This is a genomic window from Rubrobacter taiwanensis, assembly GCF_004337705.1.
Taxonomy (GTDB): domain Bacteria; phylum Actinomycetota; class Rubrobacteria; order Rubrobacterales; family Rubrobacteraceae; genus Rubrobacter_C; species Rubrobacter_C taiwanensis.
The window spans coordinates 185,901-202,496 of the sequence record NZ_SKBU01000015.1; the positions used below are offsets into that span (position 1 = coordinate 185,901).

The window sequence follows — 16,596 nt, forward strand, 5'->3', positions numbered from 1 at the left end:
AAGCCACTCTCATCTCATCGCAGAACTTCGCAGACCGCGGCCGTCACGAGCCCGTAGGCCGCATCCACACCCAATCCGGTGGCTATCCCGAAGAGCGTCTCGAGCCCGCTCTGGCGGTTTTGAGCAGCCTCCCCTCCCTGCTCCCCGGAGAGGTCCACGCCGATCCCGGCGGCCGGCCGGGCCGCCACCTCCGCCGGGACGCTGCTCGCCGGGCGACTCCCGGACGAGCATATCCGCGTAGGTCGTGGCGTTCAGGGTCACCGTGCCGGCGGCTCCGGCCACCGTTCCCAGGAGAATCCCCTGCAGCACGGCTATCACCTCCGTTTTCGGATCTCTTCCGGTGCGCCATCCTTACCCGATCTTCCCGGCCCGGAATCCGGGCGCCCCTCCGGGTCCGCTATCGGCTATTATGTGCGCGGCGAAAGCGAGAAGGACGGAGAGGTTTTGAGCGCAGATCTCAGATTCCACATAGCCGGCGAAGAAGAGATAAAGACCGCTCAGGTCGCGGACGTCTACTTCCACCGCACGATGCAGATCCTGAAGGCCCGCAACATGGACCGCACGCACGTCCACGCCGAGGTAACCCTCAAGTCCGCAGATCCGGACGAGTGGTTTGTGGTCGCCGGTCTGGACGAGGTGGCGCACCTGCTGGACGGCCTGGAGCTGGAGGCCCGGGCGGTCCCGGAGGGCACTATCTGCCGCCCGCACGAGCCCGTTCTCACGCTAAACGGCCCGTACGGGGAGTTTGCCGAGCACGAGACGGCGATCCTGGGCTTCCTCTGTCAGGCCTCCGGGGTGGCGACCGCGGCGGCCCGCTGCCGGCTAGCGGCCGGGGAGCGGCGCCTCATCTCCTTCGGAGCCCGCCGGATGCACCCGGCCATAAGCCTCATGATAGAGCGCGCCGCCTATCTCGGGGGCTGCGACGGGGTGGCGGTCGAGCTGGCAGCGAAGGAGCTCGGCATCCCGGCCACGGGCACCACCCCGCACGCGCTGGCACTGATACTGGGCTCGACGGCGGAGATGGCCCGGGCCTTCGATGAGATCGTGGACGAGTCCGTACCCCGCACCATTCTCATCGACACCTTCGACGATGAAAAGTTCGGGGCGGTTCTTGCGGCCGAGGCCATCCCGGAGAGCATCTTCGCCGTCCGGCTGGACACGCCCGGCAACCGCCGGGGCAACTTCGCGGATCTGATGCGCGAGGTGCGCTGGGAGCTGGACAGCCGGGGGTTCGAGCACGTCAAGCTCTTCGCTTCGGGGGGGATCGGGGTGGAGGAGATCTTGGAGCTGAACCCCGTCTGCGACGCCTACGGTATCGGCGGCCCCATCGCCGCCGCGCCGATGGTGGACTACTCGCTAGACATCGTGGAGGTCGAGGGCCGCCCCCGCGCCAAGCGCGGCAAGATGAGCGGCCGCAAGACGCTCGCAGAGCTGCCGGACGGCACGCGCCGGGTGGTGCCTGCCGGAGCCGGGCTCCCCGAAGGCGCACGCGACGCTCTCCGCCCGCTGGATGAGCTCTATGCCGGAGGCGCCGACGTCTCTGCGGCGCGCCGGCGGGTCCTGGACCAGCTCGCCACGGGCCGTTACACGCTCGACTAGCGCCTCCGGGTCCTGTAGAGGGAGAAGAGGATCGAAGCGGCTATCACGGTGGTTATGAACGGCAGGGAGATCCAGATCGGGAACTTCCCGACGATATCCGAGAGCATGAACTTCACGCCGACGAAGACCAGCACGATGGAGAGCCCGACCTTCAGGTAGATGAAGCGCTCCATCATGCCGGCCAGCATGAAGTACAGCGCTCTTAAGCCCAGGATGGCGAACGCGTTGGAGGTCCAGACCACGAACGGATCCCGGGTTATGGCGAAGATCGCGGGTATGGAGTCCACGGCGAAGACGAGATCCGTGCTCTCGACGGCCACGAGCACCGCGAACAGCGGCGTGGCGAGCAGCTTGCCGCGCTCGCGCACGAAGAAGCGCTGGCCACGGTACTCGCCGGTCATCGGCAGCAGCCGGCGCACCAGCCTCAGAACCGGGTTGCGCTCGGGATGCACCTCCCCGCTGCGGTGCCGGGCCATCTTTATCCCGGTGTAGATCAGGAAGGCTCCGAAGACGTAGACGATCCAGTCGTAACGCTCCAGAAGCTCCGCGCCGATGAGGATGAAGATGCCCCGCATCACCAGCGCCCCGACCACGCCCCAGAAGAGCACGCGATACTGGTAGGCCGGCGGAACGGCGAAGTAGGCGAAGATCAGGGCGAAGACGAAGACGTTGTCCACCGAGAGCGCCTTCTCCAGCACGTAGCCCGTGAAGTACTCGCCGGCCGTGACCGGACCGGCCCACCACCACACGAAGCCGCCGAAGATCACCGCCAGCGCCACCCAGAACCCGCTGAGCAGCGTCGCCTCGCGGAAAGAAACCTTCTTCGCATCCCGGTGGAAGACGAAGAGATCCAGCGCCAGCATCAGCAGGACGAAGGCTCCGAACGCCACCCAGGCCCAGACCGGGAACGTCACCGCTCCCTCACCCCCGGCCCAGCAGGTGCAACTTCAATCGACATAGCCCATCTCCTCTCCGGTGACGGGCCGCGGCGTCGCACGAAAAAGCGAGGCCACCGCGGCCGGTTTTGCCTGCGGTGGTCTCGCCGCTGTAACTCCCGGTTACAGGTGCCGGCCGGGAGCCGGAGGCTCCGTACTGACGACCGGTCACCTCCGCCGTAGCGGAGGGCTACTCCCCAACACCGGGATTTATACCCCGCGAACGGCCCTCCGTCAAGGAGGGGCCTCCCCGCTACCGGCATCCCTAATGTACCCTTTCCGGTTGTGCCGTCCATACAGGAGATAGCGGGATATGTCGCGGCGGGGGCTCCGTTCCTGATCGCCGCTCTGGCGCTGCTGGTGCTGCGGTGGCCGGCGACGCGAGCGGGAGGGGCGGCGCTGGCGGCGGCGTTGGGAGGCGCGCTTCTGTGTCCGGCGCTGACGGCTGCGGGGCTGGGGGAGGCCGCGTGGTCCGGCCTGGGGACCGCGGCAAACGTGCTGTACGTGCTCTTCGGCGGGCTGCTGCTCTTCAACGTCCTCTCGCGGACCGGAGCGGTGGACCGGGTCTCGGAGTTTCTGGGACGGCTGGAGCCGGACCGGGGGGCGCTGGCGCTCGTGGTCGTGGTCGGGGCGGCCCCGTTCTTCGAATCGGTAACGGGCTTCGGGGTGGCGGTCGTGATCTCAGCCCCGGTACTGCTCGCCGCAGGGTTCTCCCGGGTGCGCACGGCGGCACTGGCGAGCTGGGGCCAGTGCGCCGTGCCGTGGGGAGCTCTGGGCGTGGGCACGGTGGTCGGGGCGGATCTGGCGGGGCTGCAGTTCGGGGAGCTCTCGGACGCCAGCGCCCTGCTGAACCTGCCGCTCTTTCCCGTATACGGACTGGCGGCGGTCATGATGGCCGGGGGCTTCTCCGGTCTCCGGCGAAACGGAGCTGAGGCGGCGGGGCTCGGGCTTGCGGCGGGCGCCGGAACGCTGCTGACGAGCCTGTACCTGGTCCCCGAGCTCGCCGGGGCGGCGGGAGGACTGGTGGCGGTGGCCGCCTTCCTCCTGCCGCGCCGGAGCCGGTTGCGGGAGCTGCCCCTCCCCCGGCGCTCGCTGGCTCCGTACGGGCTGCTGCTGGCGCTCCTGGTCTCCGCCAGCGGCGTTCCTCCGGTGGAACGAGCGCTGGAGGGGCTTGGTCCCGCCTTCTCGGGGCCTGCGATCTGGCTCTTCGTCTCCGCCGCTTTCGCGGCTCTCCTGCTCGGCCTCAAGCGCGCCGAAGCGACCTCCGCGCTCGGTGATACGCTCCGGCAGTGGCTGCCGGTCGCCGGAGCCGTGCTGGCGTTCGTGCTGGCCGGCCAGATCATGGCCGCCTCGGGTGCGGCGGCGCTGCTGGCCGGTGGAGCGGCGGCGGCGCTGGGCGGCCTGTACCCGGCCTTCGGACCGGCCGTGGGCGCTCTCGGCGGGGCGCTCACGGGCTCCAACGCGGCCTCGAACGCACTCTTCATGCCCTTCCAGGCAGAGGCGGCCCGGGCGGGGGATGCCTCCCTTCTCACGCTCGCGGCGCTGCAGAACGTGGCGGGAAGCCACGCGAGCATGCTGGCGCCCCAGAGGGTGGTGCTCGCAGCTGCGGCCGTGGGTATGGCCGGACGGGAAGCCGAGATAGTGCGGTCGATCGCGCCTCCGGTCCTCGTCTCGCTGGCGGTCCTGACCGTGGTCGGCGCAGCGTCTCTCGTCTAGACTGAGGAGGTATGCAAGGCCCCGTCTTCCGCCCCGAATATCCGTAACGCGGTGTGAGAGCGAAACCCGACACCAGAAGGGAAATCGCCGCCGGCATCCGGGCGGCGCTGCCCATCGTCGCCGGATACCTGCCGGCGGCGGTCGCGTTCGGGGTGGCGGCGCGGGAGGCCGGACTGAGCGTGGTCGAGGCCGTGGGCATGTCCCTGATCATATTCTCCGGCGCCAGTCAGCTGGCGCTGGTGGGCCTGATCGCGGGCGGAGCCCCGGGCCCGACGGCGGCGGCGACCGCGCTCCTGCTCAGCCTGCGGCACGTACTCTACGGCCCGGTCCTCGCCCGCCGCCTGCGGGGCTTCGGGACGGGGCGGACCCTGATGGCGGCCTTCGGGCTCACGGACGAAGTCTTCGCCGTGGCCTCCGGGCGCTCCGGGGAGCCGGTGAGGTTCGGCTGGCTCCTGTGCCTGGAGGCGGGGGCGTACGTCTCCTGGGCGCTCGGGACCTGGGCCGGAGCCGCCGGGGGCGATACGGTGGTGCAGTTGATGCCTTCGCTGGCACCGGCGCTGGGCTTCGCCCTGCCGGCCATCTTCGCCGCCCTGCTGGTCCCGGTGCTCCTCCGGCCCGGCCGGGAGCTGGCCGCGGCCGCCGCCGGCGCGGCAACGGCTCTGGTCCTGCACCTCGCCGGGCTCGGCGGCTGGAGCGTGCTGGCCGCCGGCGTCCTGGGCCCGGCGGCGGCTTTGATCCTGGAGAGGAGCCACCGGTGAACGCGGAGCTGTGGCTGCTCTTCCTGGTGGTCGGGGCGGGGACCTACCTGGCCCGGCTGCTGCCGCTTTCGGCGGCGCTGCGCCGCCGGGACCCGGAGGGGAGCGATACCCCTTCGGGGCTCGACCGGACGCTGGGCCTGGTCGGGCCCGCCGTCATAGCGGCGCTGCTCGTGATCTCCGTGGTCCCGGACCCGGAGACCCCGAATCTCTGGCGGGAGCTGCTCCGGGGGCTGGTGGCCCTCGTCCCCACCTGCCTGGCGGCCGTCCGCTGGCAGAACCTGGGGATCACCGTGCTGGTGGGGGTGGCAGCCTACGGACTGGCCGCGATCTGGATCTGACCCCGCCGGACCCGCTCAGGCCAGGACCCCGCCGAAGAAGATCATCATCAGCAGCACCACGGCGATGGCTATCAGGGCGGCGATCCCGATCCATCCTCCGATCCTAGACCAGTTCACTCCTCTTCCCCCTTACTCCCAGGCGTAGGTCTCCGGACGGCGGTTGGCGAGTGCCGGGAACTCGCGCCGGAAGCGCTCCAGATACTCAAAATCCAGGGTGGCCAGCGCGTAGCCGTCCCGGTCCGGGCAGGTGGAGAGCACCGTGCCCCAGGGATCCACGATCATGGAGCGCCCGTACGTCCAGCGCCCGTCCTGCTTCCGGCCCCACTGCGCCGGGGCTACCACGTAAGCCTGGTTCTCCACCGCCCGGGCGCGCAGCAGGAGCTCCCAGTGATCCTTTCCGGTCTGAAGCGTGAAGGCAGCAGGGACGAGCAGCACCTCGGCCCCGCGCAGGGCCAGGATGCGGTAGAGCTCCGGGAAGCGCAGGTCGTAGCAGACCGTGAGCCCGAGTACCGTACCTGCGGCCTTGGCGGCGACGATCTCGCGCCCCGGAGCCATGCCAGCGCTCTCCAGGTACTCCCGGTCTCCCACCTTCACGTCGAAGAGGTGGATCTTGCGGTATATAGCCACGAGCTCCCCGGACGGGGCAAAGAGCGTTGAGGTATTGTGCAGGCGCTCCGCACCGGGCTCGCCCTCCAGGATCGAGCCCCCGAGCAGGTAGATCCTAAGCCCGCGCGCCAGCCGGCTCAGAAACTCCGTCGTGGGTCCGGGTACGGGCTCGGCGTTCTCCCGGTAGACGCTCTCCAGCCCGTGACAGCTCCAGAGCTCAGGTAGCGCCACGAGCTCGGCCCCGCCCTCCAGCACGGCCGCCCGGATGAGCCGCTCGGCGGTCCGCAGGTTCTCCTGCTTGTCCACCGTCGAGGACATCTGGACGGCCGCGGCGACCACCCTGCGCTCGCTCACGTCATTGCTCCCGTATCCTATTCTTCAGATACCACCGTCTGCCGCTTTAAGCCTAGCAGGTCGGCGCCGAAGAGGCGACCTAGAAGCGCCGCAAGCCCGCGAGCCCGCCAAACTCCCCGCGCAGAACCTCCTCCGCGGCCTCGCCGCGCACGAACTCCACACGGGCCCCCCGCTTCTCCGCCAGCTCCAGAAGCACATCGGCGAGCGGCCGGACCCGGGTCGGCCCTCCGCTGTAGGGCGACCTCTCCCGGGAGAGGTCGGTCACGGCCATCCCGGTGGCATCATCCCAGCGCACCTCGCCCTCGACGGGCCACGGCATGAGCAGGACGTAGAGCTGCCCCTCCTGCAGCGCGCTCAGGGTGGCGTCCAACCCCCGCACACCCTTCTCCCGGGCCTCGTCCAGCATCCTCTCCTCGTGCTCGCGCTCGATCTGCTCCCGCAGCTGGCTCAGCCGCTCCAGCACCTCGCTCTCGGAGGCGTCGGTCGGGATAGAGGCGTCGGCCACCACCCGCTTCTCCACGTCCTGCGGGAGCGTCCGGCGGAACCCGGCCGTCCGCTCCCGGGGACCGGCCAGTATCAGGCGGCGGATGTTGTGCTGGCCGATGAGCTTCCGGGTCGTCTCGCCCATCTCGTTGTAGAAGCGGTGCACGTGCTCCTCGACCCGGTCGTCGAAGGAGTCCCGGTCGGCCCCTCCCCGCGGCGTCTGGGAGGAGGGTGAGATGGTGAGCTCCCGCCAGTCGGAAGTCACCACGGGGTTGGACGCGTCCAGCGGCTCCTCTATGTCGCCGAGCGAGGCTACGAAGAAGCGGAACTTCTCGCCGTCCAGCAGCACGACCCCGTACCGCTCGTATTCGTCCAGCGCCATGAACAGCGGGGCTACGAAGGGGTCGCCCCACCGGATGCTCTCGGGGAGGTCGATCTGCAACCGGTAGGCCTCAAAGAGATCGTCCTCGTCCGCGAAGAGGATCATCGTCCGGGCCTTCGGACGCTCGCCCTCCACGGCCTCCAGCACCCGCCGCGCCAGCGCCTTCGGAACTCCGCTGTTCTTCAGCCCCTCCTTGAGCCGCAGCAGGTAGCCGCCCTTCTGGTTCTCCGGGATGGCGTTGTTGGTGCTGAGATACACGGAGAGCACCGGTCCCGGATGCCGCGTGAGGCGGTCTCTGAGCAGCTGGATGGTGTCTGCCTCGGTCATCTCTCACACCTCTATCCTGTCATGAAGCGTTGCCCTCATCTTCTCTGACGTACCCCGGGCCAGAGGCACCAAAACCCGCCTCTTCCCAGAGCCGCACCTCCAGGATGCTCCCCCGCTCCAGACGCCGCAGCCCCAGATAGTGCCGGGCCGCGGCCACCACCGCGTCTAAGGGTGCGAGCCCGACGAGCTCGGTGGAGTGCACGCCCACGCCCAGATCCCGGGCGGCCAGCCGCACGGCCTCCAGTGCCTGGTGCAGCCCGGTCTGCTCTATGTCGGTGAGGTTCATGGAGACCTGCGCTCTGCCCTCCACGAGCAGCCCGAGCGCCTTGAGGGCGGGCAGCCCGCCGTCCCGCTCCCGGATGCGGCGGGCAATCTCGCGCGCCACCTCTACGTCATCAGACTCCAGGTAGGCATTGAACGCCACAAGAAACGGCCGCGCCCCCACCGCCGTCGCTCCCCAGCGCGGCACCTCCTGAGGCCCGAAGTCCGGCCGCCAGCGGGGATCGCGCATGCGCTTCCGGAGCCCTTCGTAGCCGCCGCGCCGCACGTCGGCCAGGTTGCGCCGGTGCGGAGCCGTGGCGGCGTGCTCGTAGAGGTAGACCGGGATTCCGATCCTGCCCAGGCACTCTCCGGCGGCGCGCGCGAGACGGGCGGCATCTTCCAGGGAAGCCCCCTCCAGCGGCACGAAGGGCAGCACGTCCAGCGCGCCCATGCGGGGATGGACACCGGTCTGGGATTCGAGGTCTATCTCGGAGATGCATCCCCGGGCGAGCGCCGCGGACGCTTCCAGGAGCGCCTCGAACCCGCCGGCCAGGGTGAGGACGCTGCGATTGTGGTCCGGGTCGGAAGAGAGGTCCAGCACCCGGACGCCCGGCACGGCCCGCACGGCCTCGACGATGCGGGCCACCTTCGCGGCGTCGCGGCCTTCGGAGAAGTTGGGCACCGCCTCGAAGAGCATCTTAACCGAGGGCGCGGTCGAGGTGCACGGCGGCGGAGATGAGGGCCAGATGGGTGAACGCCTGCGGGAAGTTGCCCAGGGCCTCACCGGAGCGCCCGATCTCCTCGGCGTAGAGCCCGAGGTGATTGGCGTAGGAGAACATCTTCTCCAACGCGAGGCGGGCCTCATCCAGCCGGCCGGCGCGGGTCAGGCACTCGACCATCCAGAACGAGCAGATGGAGAAGCTGCCCTCCTCGCCGCGCAGGCCGTCATCGGCGGCATTCCTTGGATCGTAGCGGTAGACGAGCGTATCGTAGGAGAGCTCTTCCTGGATGCGCTTCAGAGTGGAGAGCCAGCGCGGGTCGGTCGGCCCCACAAACTTCATGAGCGGCATCAAAAGCAGCGACGCGTCCATGGCCTTGCTGCCGTAGTACTGAACGAAGCTCTGCAGTTCTTCATCCCACCCCTCATCCATGACCTCCTCGTAGATCACGTCGCGCTCCCGCAGCCAGCGGCCTTCGCCCGCGGGCAGCCCGCGCTGGCGCGAGATGCGGATCGCGCGCTCCAGCGCCACCCAGCTCATCACGCGGGAGGAGACGAACGGCCGGCGTACCCGCGCACTTCCCACATCCCCTCGTCATTCCGCCGCCAGTTGTCGCAGAGCCAGTTCAGGATGCGCTGGAGGTTCTGCCACAGGTCGTGATCCAGCGGCGCGCCGTACTTGTTGTGCAGGTATGCGGCATCCAGGACCGCCCCGTAGAGGTCGAGCTGGAGCTGCCGGTACGCCCCGTTGCCGAGTCTCACGGGCCGGGAGCCCCGGTAGCCGGAGAGGTGATCCAGCTCCACCTCCGGAACCTCGGCGGTACCGTCTATGCAATAGAGCGGCTGGAGATGACCCTCCGTGCCCTCGCAACGCTTTCGCAACCAGTCCATGAAGTTGTGTGCTTCTTCCTCGAAGCCGACGCGTATGAGGGCGTACAGGGTGAAGGCCGCGTCCCTGAGCCAGGTGTAGCGGTAGTCCCAGTTGCGCTCGCCGCCGATGGTCTCCGGCAGGCTCATGGTCGGGGCGGCGACCAGGGCTCCGGTCGGGTCGTAGACCATGAGCTTGAGGGCGAGCGCGGAGCGGTAGACCATCTCGCGCCATCGCCCCCGGTAGGTGCACCGGGAGATCCAGCGCCGCCAGTACTCCAGTGTCCCGTGCAAGAGCCGGCGGAACTCCTCGTCGGAGAGCACCTCCCCCGGCCCGGTCGCTCCGTCGAGCTGCTGCAGCACGAAGGTGGCGCTCTGGCCTTCCTTCAGGGCAAACCGCGCTCGGGCGCACCCGCGCGGCCCCGCTTGCAGCGGCGTGCCGGCAGCGAGACCTAAAGAGATGTCCCGGCTCTTGAAGACGGCTCCCTTCTTGCCGACATATACCTTGTGGCTCCGGCGGGCGTAGTCGAAGGCGGGCCGGCACTCCACCTCGAAGGTCAGCTCGCCCCGGATGACCCGCACGTTGCGGATGAGGTCGTGGAGCTTCTGCGGGCCGCGCTCTACCGGCATGAAGTCCAGCAGCTCGGCCACCCCCCGCGGCGAGAGGAAGCGGGTAAGGAGCACGTTGGTATCCGGCAGGTAGAGCTGCTGGCTGCGGGCGTACTCCGGCGGCCGCAGCCGGAAGTGCCCGCCCTTCTCGTCATCCAGTATCGCGCCGAAGACGCTCGGCATATCGAACCGGGGCAGGCAGAGCCAGTCTATCGTGCCGTCCACCCCGACGAGCGCCGCCGTGTGCAGGTCCCCTATTACGCCGTGATCCTCTATCGGCAGGTATCCCACGCAACCCCCGGACTCATCGCTGCTGCCCGTAATTCTGCACCTCCTGAGGGCGATGCGCAAAAAGGCGTTGTGCGGAGCGCCGGCCGCCGCTATAGTTAACAACTACGGGAAAGGGAGGAGCACGGTGCGAAGCCTTGCCTGGCAGGACGACTCTGACGACTGGGAGCCTCAAGAGAGGCCCCTTACCATCTCCGAGATCCTTCAGAAGTTCATAGTCCCCTCCCGGCTGCCCGAGGTAGAGGGCCTCTCGCTCTCCACACACCACAGCTCGGCCGCCGCGGGATCGGAAGTCGGGGGCGATTTCTACGACTTCATCCGGCTCTCTGAAGAGAGCCTCGCGTTCACGATCGGGGACGTCTCCGGTCACGGTGTGGAAGCCATCCACCACTCCTCCTTCGTACGGCACACGATGCGGGCCTTCGCCCGTGAGGAACCGCGGCCGGAGAGCGTTCTCTCCCGTACCAATGGCGTCTGCGTGGCCGAGTTTCACCGCAACCGCTTCGTGACGGCGCTCTACGGGATCTACGAGCGGAGCACTGGACGGCTGGAGTACGCGCTGGCCGGTCACCCCCCGCCGGTGCTCGTCGCCGGCCGGGCCGTGGCTCCTCTGGAGGCCACGGCGCTAAACCCGGCGCTCGGCATCTTCGACGAGGCCCGCTGGGAGACGGAGGTGCTGAACCTGGCGCCCGGCGACACGTTCCTGTGCTACACGGACGGACTGCTGGAGGCCCGTCCGTGCCGCCGCTCTGAGACCTTCGGACAGCGGCGGCTGCTCCGCGAGCTCGAAGGGTCCGGGCATTCCACAGCGCGCAGGCTGGTGGACGCGAGCGTGACGGCGGCGACCTCCTACGCCCGGGGCAAGCTGGAGGACGACCTCGCCATAGTCGCCCTCCAGCGCGTCGTCTAGTCCCGGACCAGCAGAAGCCCGCCGGCCACGATCAGGGCTATCCCCAGCAGCCGGACGTACCCGAACTCCTGCAGCTCCAGCCCGAAGAGCCCGAGCCGGTCGGCCACAACACCCACCAGAAGCTGCGAGCCGATCACGAGCGCCAGCGTACGCGCCACCCCGCCCTGAGCGGCGGCGAACGCGATCGATCCCACGATGAACGCCCCCAGCACACCCGAGACCACGGCGTAGCCCGCCGCCCGGCCCGGAAGCTCCGCCGGAGCGGAGGTGAGGAGGGCGACCAGCAGCCCGACGACCCCGGTCGTCGCACCGGAGATGGCAACGAGCACCGGGAGCCCGAGCGCCTTCTGGGCCACCGCGTTCACACTCGTCTGCAGGGCGATGGCCACTCCTGCCAGAACGGCCAGTACCAGGACCGGGTTCATCAGATCGGATTAGCCAACGAGTCCGCAGCGGACCGCTCTTCTGGACTCGCTCCCGCGGCCACCTCCCGGACGCAGCCCTCCAGCACCTCCAGCGCCTCGTGGAGCTGTTCGTCGGTGATCACGAGCGGTGAGAGGAAGCGGATACAGTTGCCCTTCAGGCCCGCCGGAAGCGCCAGCACACCCCGTTCTGCGGCCAGCCGGAGCATCCGGGACACCTCCTCTCCCGCCGGCTCCTTGGTCTCCCGGTCGCGTACGAACTCCACGGCGCTCATCGCGCCCAGACCCCGCACGTCCCCGATCATCTCCACCTCCCCGGCGAGTTCGCCGAAGCGCCTGCGGACCGTCTCGCCGATCCTCTCCGAGCGCTCCAGCAGCTCACCACTCTCGAACCTCTCCAGCACCGCGAGCGCACCGGCCAGCGCGACCGGGTTGCCCGGATACGTGCCGCCCATCGCGCCCTCCACCGGCGCGTCCATGATCTCCGCCTTCCCGAGCACACCCGAGAGCGGGAAACCGGCAGCGATGGACTTGGCCACCACTACCAGATCCGGCTCCACCCCCGAGTGCTCCACGGCGAACATCCGGCCCGTGCGCCCGAAGCCGGTCTGCACCTCATCCGCGATGAACACGATCCCGTGCTCCTCACACCGGCGCTTGAGCGCGGGCAGGTAGTCCTCCGGCGGCACCACGAACCCGCCCTCGCCCTGCACCGGCTCGACGATGAGCGCCGCAACGTCCTCGGCTGCCACATGCTCGGCGAAGATCCCGTCCAGCAGCGCAGCACACGCCTCGCCGAAGCTCCGTCCGGACCGCCACACCACCGGCGGGCGGTAGGGATTGGCGTACGGGACGCGGTACACCTCCCCCGCCAGCGGCAGGAAGCCCTGCTTGTACGGGCGCGTCTTGCTCGTGAGGGCGAGCGCCATCCAGGTGCGGCCGTGGAAGGCTCCCTCGAAGGCTATGACGGCCTTGCGCCCCGTGTAGGAGCGGGCGATCTTGACCGCGTTCTCCACCGCTTCGGCTCCGGTGTTGAAGAACGCCGCCTTCTCCGCGCCCGGGACCAGTTCGACCAGCCGTCCGGCCAGCTCGCTGTAGGCCGCATAGGGAGCGACGGTGTAGTCCGTGTGCACGAAACACTCCAGCTGCTTCCGGGCGGCGGCGAGTACGTCCGGGTCGGAGTGACCGACGTTCATCACCCCCACGCCTCCGGCGAGATCTATGAACGTGTTGCCGTCTACATCCTCAAGCAGCGCGCCCCGGGCCGCGCGGATAACGGCCGGGAAGCCGGGTGCCAGCGCCCGGGCCACGTAGCGCTCGTGCCGCTGCAAGATCTCGCGGCTCTTCGGACCCGGGACTTCCGTGACGAGCCGGATAGCTCCCATTCCGCTACCTCCTGTGCCGTAGACATGTTTCACCGGGTCCTGCGGCGCAGGCAACCCGGCATCCCTCTCGCCTGTGCTTGTCTCTTCAGCGGGGGCGCATACAGGCTATGCCCCGGCCCGAGGCCGCGGAGATTATATCTCCCGTCCGGCCGCCACCTCAACAGCGACCGGGTTTCCCGAAGACCGTAGCGCGGGTATGCTTATACACGCTGGCAGGCTACGTCCAGGAGGTTAGAGGAGTGGAACTGGGTGGAGTAAGGATCGTCTATGTGGGGCACGCGACGTTTCAGATCACCACCCCCGGCGGGAAGAACATCATCATAGACCCGTGGCTGCAGGAGAACCCGGCCTGCCCGGAGGAGTTTAAGGACGTGCAGGACGTGGACTTCCTCCTCATAACGCACGGGCACTTCGATCACCTCGGCGACGCCGTCCCGCTGGCACAGCGTACCGGGGCCACGACGGTCTCGAACTTCGAGATCTACTCTTACATCACCGGCAAGGGCGTGGAGAACGCGGTCCCGGTGCAAAAGGGCGGCACGGCCGACCTCGGGGATTTCAAGGTCACGGCAGTCAACGCCTTCCACTCCTCCAGCATCGCCGGAGAGGACGGTAGCATCATCTACGGCGGCGAGCCGCTCGGGTACGTGCTCGAGTTCGAGAGCGGCTTCAAGCTCTACCACGCCGGTGACACCGGCATCTTCGGCGACATGCGCCTGATCGGGGAGCTGTACGCGCCGGATCTCGCCCTGCTGCCGATCGGCAACCAGGTCGTTATGAGCCCTTACGAAGCGGCCCACGCCACGCGTCTTCTGGGGGTGAAGAACGTGGTGCCGATGCACTACGGCACCTTCCCGTTCCTGCCCGGCACGCCGGAGGAGTACAGGCAGGCCGCCTCGGATATCTCCGGTCTGAACGTCTACGTGCTGGAGCCGGGCCAGGGTCTCGATCCCACCGTTAAGACCCCGTAGGAGGGGGTGTCCCTCGTCCCGGCCGCTCCGGCGGCCGGGCTTTCTCACTCTCCGGCCGGCCGCGCAGGGTCCCGACGACACCGCCGACGATCCCCAGCACGGCGGCGAGCAAGACGGTGGTGAAGATCCCCCGGCCCAGATCGCGCAGCTGCGGCGGGTTCAGACTCCGCTCCACCTGCTCCACGGTGGTGGGCGGCGGCGGCTCGCTCACCCCGGAGCGCACCTCCTCCACGTAGGCTGCTATCCTGGGCGCGGCCTCGGCGGCGAAGCTCCGCATGCTCTCGGCGAGGACCGTGGCCTGCAGGAGCGTGGAGAAGAGCGCCGCGAGCCCGACCAGCACCCCGATCATGACCCCGACCAGGGCCCCGGAACGCAGGAGCTGCGACCGGCGGGTGGTCCCCGGCTCCTGCCGGTCGGGTTGCACCCGCAGAGCGCCCAGGATCGTCAGGAAGAGGTAGGCAGAGAGCGCGACAACCGGCATGAAAGAGGCCAGGGCGGCCAGCACCCAGTCCCGCGTCTGTGCGGGATCGAAAAACAGGAAGTAGAAGTTGGCCGCAAGCGCGACCAAGACCGCGAACGTCCCGTAGTAGAATCCAGCTCTGAACGGTGTCAAGCCGGTCGATCTCCCTCGCTAGCTCGCTACCGCTATGAGGATACCCCATCTTTCGTAGGCGGGCTGTGATGCCCTCACCCGGGCGGTTTGGCGGACACCCGCCGCCCGCTCAGGAGCACGGCGAGTCCGGCGAGCACGACCGTCCCACCCGCCAGCGTCCGGAGGCCCGGAACCTCGCCCAGGATCAGCCAGGCCAGCAACGTGGAGCCGATCGGCTCGGCCAGGATCGTACCGGAGACTATGGAGGCCTCTACGTATCTGAGAGCCCAGTTGAAGACGGTGTGTCCCAGGATCTGCGGGCCGAAGGCTATGGCCCAGATCCAGAACCACGTCTCACCGGAGTATCCCCAGAGCGGCGCGCCGGAGAGCAGAACCACCGGCAGCAGGGAGAGCGCGGCCGCAGCATACACCACCACCGCGTAGGGGAGTATCCCCATCCCGCCCGTCCTGAGCGCCCGCCCGATGAGCACGTACACCGCAACGGCGACGGCTCCGAGCAGGGCGAGCAGGTTGCCGAAAGGCGCAGCCTCCCCGAAAGAGGTGTCGCCCGCGATGACGGCCGTGCCCGCCAGCGCGATTACTATCCCGGCCAGCGTGGTGCGGGAGGTGCGCTCCCCCAGAAATAGGTAGGCCAGAAGCGCCACGAAGACCGGCTGCGTCGAGACGAGCACGACGCTCGCGGCTACGCTGGTGTAGTCGAGGGAGGAGATCCAGAACCCGAAGTGAGCGCCCAGCGCCACCCCGGAGGCTATGCAGACCCGGAGATCCCGGCCGCGCGGCAGGCGTTCGCGGCGGTACAGAAGGAAGGGCAGCAGGATCGCGACGCCCAGAGCGTTGCGCCAGAACGCTATGGCGAGCGCCGGAGCGTCGGCGAGCCGGATGAAGACGGCCGCCGCGGAGACCGCCAGAACCCCGGCGCCTACGGCCGGTAGCGCGACCTTATCCCGTACCAAACTATCCCCACAGCCTCCCGGACAAACTGCTCCCGGCGCCGCCCCTCCCTGCGCCACATCGGGCTCTCGTACACCGGAGCGGCGGACGCCTTCATACCGTATACCTTAAAGACGGAGACGGTCCTGACGCAATGCAGCGGGTCGGTGACCACCAGCACGCTCTCCAACCCCGCCCGGCGGGCGATCTCCGCTACGAGCCGGGCCGACTCGCGGGTGTTGCGGGCGCGCTCCTCCGGCAGGATCTTCTCCCCCGGCACCCCCTCGGAGCGCAGGAGTTCTGCCGCGACCGCCGCCTCGCTCGGCGGGTTCTCACCCACGCCCCCCGTGGGGATGACGGCCCGTACCGTCCCGGAGCGCCAGAGCTCCGCAGCCCGCAGGGCGCGAGCCCGCAGCGTCCCGCTGGCGACCCCGCCGGAACAGACCTCGGCCCCGAGCACCACCGCCGCGTCGGCCGCCGGCGGGCTGCCGAAGACGTCGTCGCCCCTCCAGACCCGGAAGAGGAGCCACAGCTCGCGCAGGATGCCGCCCGGCAACCTCAACCGGCGAGCCTCCGGGCCGTTTCCAGATCGGCGGGGGTATTCACGTTCATCAAGAGTACGCCGGGATCTCCGAAGCCCCTCAACACCTCCTCCTCAACGTACTCTACATCCTCCACGCTCTCCAGGAACCGGCGCATGCTCCGCTCCCCGCGGTCCAGAGCCTCCCTCACGAGCGGCAGCAGGCCCCGGTCGTACGCCGCGCAGAGCGGTTGCAACCTCCCCCCGGGGAGCGGGACCGCCGCGGCAGCCGGACGCTCCAGCAGGTAGCGCAGGAGCTCCGGCGAGAGGAACGGCATGTCCCCGGCTACGACCAGCACGCGCGGGTGCCGGGCGGCGGCAAGGCCCGACTCGACGCCCGCCAGAGGCCCCTCCCGGCCGGGCCGGAGATCTCCGACCGCCCGCGCTCCGGGCACCTCAGCAGCACGCCCCGCCACGATCAGCTCCCCGCAGACCGCCCCGGCGGCGCGGCAGGCCCGCAAGAGCAGCGGTTCCCCGCCCACCTCCAGCCGCAGCTTGTCGCGGCCCATCCGGCGGCTCGCTCCGCCGGCGAGCACGACGCCTG

17 protein-coding genes and 1 pseudogene are annotated in these 16,596 nt (G+C 69.2%); 6 read left to right on the forward strand and 12 right to left on the reverse strand.

Annotation, left to right across the window (positions count from 1 at the left end; translation table 11 throughout):
• Positions 1–14: 14 nt before the first annotated feature.
• On the reverse strand, positions 15–188 hold the full coding sequence (locus E0L93_RS15795) for a hypothetical protein (protein ID WP_165874252.1): 174 nt from the start codon (positions 186–188) through the stop codon (positions 15–17).
• Between the two features lie 256 nt (positions 189–444).
• On the opposite strand from E0L93_RS15795, the gene E0L93_RS08590 reads away from it, so the two are divergent.
• The gene (locus E0L93_RS08590) at positions 445–1,599 is read left to right on the forward strand and encodes a nicotinate phosphoribosyltransferase (RefSeq protein ID WP_132690936.1); all 1,155 of its coding nucleotides are present in this window, start codon (positions 445–447) and stop codon (positions 1,597–1,599) included.
• Here E0L93_RS08590 and E0L93_RS08595 read toward each other — a convergent pair.
• A complete protein-coding gene (locus tag E0L93_RS08595) occupies positions 1,596–2,513 on the reverse strand; it encodes a TerC family protein (RefSeq protein WP_132690938.1) in 918 nt (305 codons plus the stop codon). The two genes, E0L93_RS08590 and E0L93_RS08595, sit on opposite strands and share 4 nt — an antisense overlap.
• Positions 2,514–2,819: 306 nt before the next feature.
• Here E0L93_RS08595 and E0L93_RS08600 point away from each other — a divergent pair, with 306 nt between their 5' ends.
• The 3 genes from E0L93_RS08600 to E0L93_RS15800 are packed head-to-tail and all read left to right on the forward strand — an operon-like array spanning position 2,820 to position 5,346.
• Complete coding sequence (locus E0L93_RS08600) at positions 2,820–4,250, forward strand: L-lactate permease (protein WP_132690940.1); 1,431 nt, start codon at positions 2,820–2,822, stop codon at positions 4,248–4,250.
• Between the two features lie 53 nt (positions 4,251–4,303).
• Positions 4,304–5,008 (forward strand): AzlC family ABC transporter permease, encoded by a 705-nt coding sequence (locus E0L93_RS08605; protein ID WP_132690942.1) that lies wholly within the window; start codon positions 4,304–4,306, stop codon positions 5,006–5,008.
• Positions 5,005–5,346: an AzlD domain-containing protein gene (locus tag E0L93_RS15800; RefSeq protein ID WP_165874253.1), complete on the forward strand. Its 342-nt coding sequence runs from the start codon at positions 5,005–5,007 to the stop codon at positions 5,344–5,346. The genes E0L93_RS08605 and E0L93_RS15800 overlap by 4 nt, the downstream gene beginning before the upstream one ends.
• Before the next feature lie 129 nt (positions 5,347–5,475).
• Here E0L93_RS15800 and E0L93_RS08615 read toward each other — a convergent pair whose 3' ends face one another.
• The 4 genes and pseudogenes from E0L93_RS08615 to E0L93_RS16450 all read right to left on the reverse strand — a co-directional run bounded on the left by E0L93_RS08615 (position 5,476) and on the right by E0L93_RS16450 (position 10,244).
• Complete coding sequence (locus E0L93_RS08615) at positions 5,476–6,306, reverse strand: carbon-nitrogen hydrolase family protein (protein WP_207890384.1); 831 nt, start codon at positions 6,304–6,306, stop codon at positions 5,476–5,478.
• Positions 6,307–6,385: 79 nt separating this feature from the next.
• Positions 6,386–7,498, reverse strand: a complete 1,113-nt coding sequence (locus E0L93_RS08620) for a VLRF1 family aeRF1-type release factor (RefSeq protein ID WP_132690946.1) — start codon at positions 7,496–7,498, stop codon at positions 6,386–6,388.
• 19 nt (positions 7,499–7,517) lie between these two features.
• Entirely contained in the window at positions 7,518–8,456 is a 939-nt protein-coding gene (gene ftcD / locus E0L93_RS08625; protein ID WP_132690948.1) for a glutamate formimidoyltransferase, read from the reverse strand.
• 1 nt (position 8,457) lies between these two features.
• Positions 8,458–10,244: pseudogene (locus E0L93_RS16450) on the reverse strand (glycoside hydrolase family 15 protein).
• Between the two features lie 124 nt (positions 10,245–10,368).
• Here E0L93_RS16450 and E0L93_RS08635 point away from each other — a divergent pair.
• Positions 10,369–11,151 carry a PP2C family protein-serine/threonine phosphatase gene (locus tag E0L93_RS08635; protein ID WP_165874254.1) on the forward strand — a complete coding sequence of 261 codons (783 nt, stop codon included), beginning with the start codon at positions 10,369–10,371 and terminating at the stop codon, positions 11,149–11,151.
• Here the strand turns inward: E0L93_RS08635 and E0L93_RS08640 are convergent.
• Together E0L93_RS08640 and gabT are read right to left on the reverse strand one after the other, a co-directional pair.
• Positions 11,148–11,576: a DMT family transporter gene (locus tag E0L93_RS08640; protein WP_132690952.1), complete on the reverse strand. Its 429-nt coding sequence runs from the start codon at positions 11,574–11,576 to the stop codon at positions 11,148–11,150. The genes E0L93_RS08635 and E0L93_RS08640 overlap by 4 nt on opposite strands.
• On the reverse strand, positions 11,576–12,958 hold the full coding sequence (gene gabT / locus E0L93_RS08645) for a 4-aminobutyrate--2-oxoglutarate transaminase (RefSeq protein ID WP_132690954.1): 1,383 nt from the start codon (positions 12,956–12,958) through the stop codon (positions 11,576–11,578). Before gabT ends, E0L93_RS08640 begins: the two co-directional genes overlap by 1 nt.
• Positions 12,959–13,197: 239 nt before the next feature.
• Between gabT and E0L93_RS08650 the strand changes: the two genes are divergently transcribed.
• Positions 13,198–13,929 carry a metal-dependent hydrolase gene (locus E0L93_RS08650; RefSeq protein WP_243638165.1) on the forward strand — a complete coding sequence of 244 codons (732 nt, stop codon included), beginning with the start codon at positions 13,198–13,200 and terminating at the stop codon, positions 13,927–13,929.
• Here E0L93_RS08650 and E0L93_RS08655 read toward each other — a convergent pair.
• The 4 genes from E0L93_RS08655 to mobA form a co-directional block, all read right to left on the reverse strand.
• Positions 13,916–14,542: a hypothetical protein gene (locus E0L93_RS08655; protein WP_132690958.1), complete on the reverse strand. Its 627-nt coding sequence runs from the start codon at positions 14,540–14,542 to the stop codon at positions 13,916–13,918. The two genes, E0L93_RS08650 and E0L93_RS08655, sit on opposite strands and share 14 nt — an antisense overlap.
• A 74-nt stretch (positions 14,543–14,616) precedes the next feature.
• The gene (locus E0L93_RS08660) at positions 14,617–15,495 is read right to left on the reverse strand and encodes a DMT family transporter (RefSeq protein WP_165874255.1); all 879 of its coding nucleotides are present in this window, start codon (positions 15,493–15,495) and stop codon (positions 14,617–14,619) included.
• Positions 15,462–16,034: a YdcF family protein gene (locus E0L93_RS08665; protein WP_132690962.1), complete on the reverse strand. Its 573-nt coding sequence runs from the start codon at positions 16,032–16,034 to the stop codon at positions 15,462–15,464. The genes E0L93_RS08660 and E0L93_RS08665 overlap by 34 nt, the downstream gene beginning before the upstream one ends.
• The gene (gene mobA / locus E0L93_RS08670) at positions 16,031–16,588 is read right to left on the reverse strand and encodes a molybdenum cofactor guanylyltransferase (protein WP_279387466.1); all 558 of its coding nucleotides are present in this window, start codon (positions 16,586–16,588) and stop codon (positions 16,031–16,033) included. The genes E0L93_RS08665 and mobA overlap by 4 nt, the downstream gene beginning before the upstream one ends.
• Positions 16,589–16,596: the final 8 nt, after the last annotated feature.

Bases quoted from the DNA above. Each gene is read 5' to 3' on its own strand.
- E0L93_RS08620 (WP_132690946.1), bottom strand. From the start codon at position 7,498: ATGACCGAGGCAGACACCATCCAGCTGCTCAGAGACCGCCTCACGCGG.
- ftcD (WP_132690948.1), bottom strand. From the start codon at position 8,456: ATGCTCTTCGAGGCGGTGCCCAACTTCTCCGAAGGCCGCGACGCCGCG.
- E0L93_RS08640 (WP_132690952.1), bottom strand. From the start codon at position 11,576: ATGAACCCGGTCCTGGTACTGGCCGTTCTGGCAGGAGTGGCCATCGCC.
- gabT (WP_132690954.1), bottom strand. From the start codon at position 12,958: ATGGGAGCTATCCGGCTCGTCACGGAAGTCCCGGGTCCGAAGAGCCGC.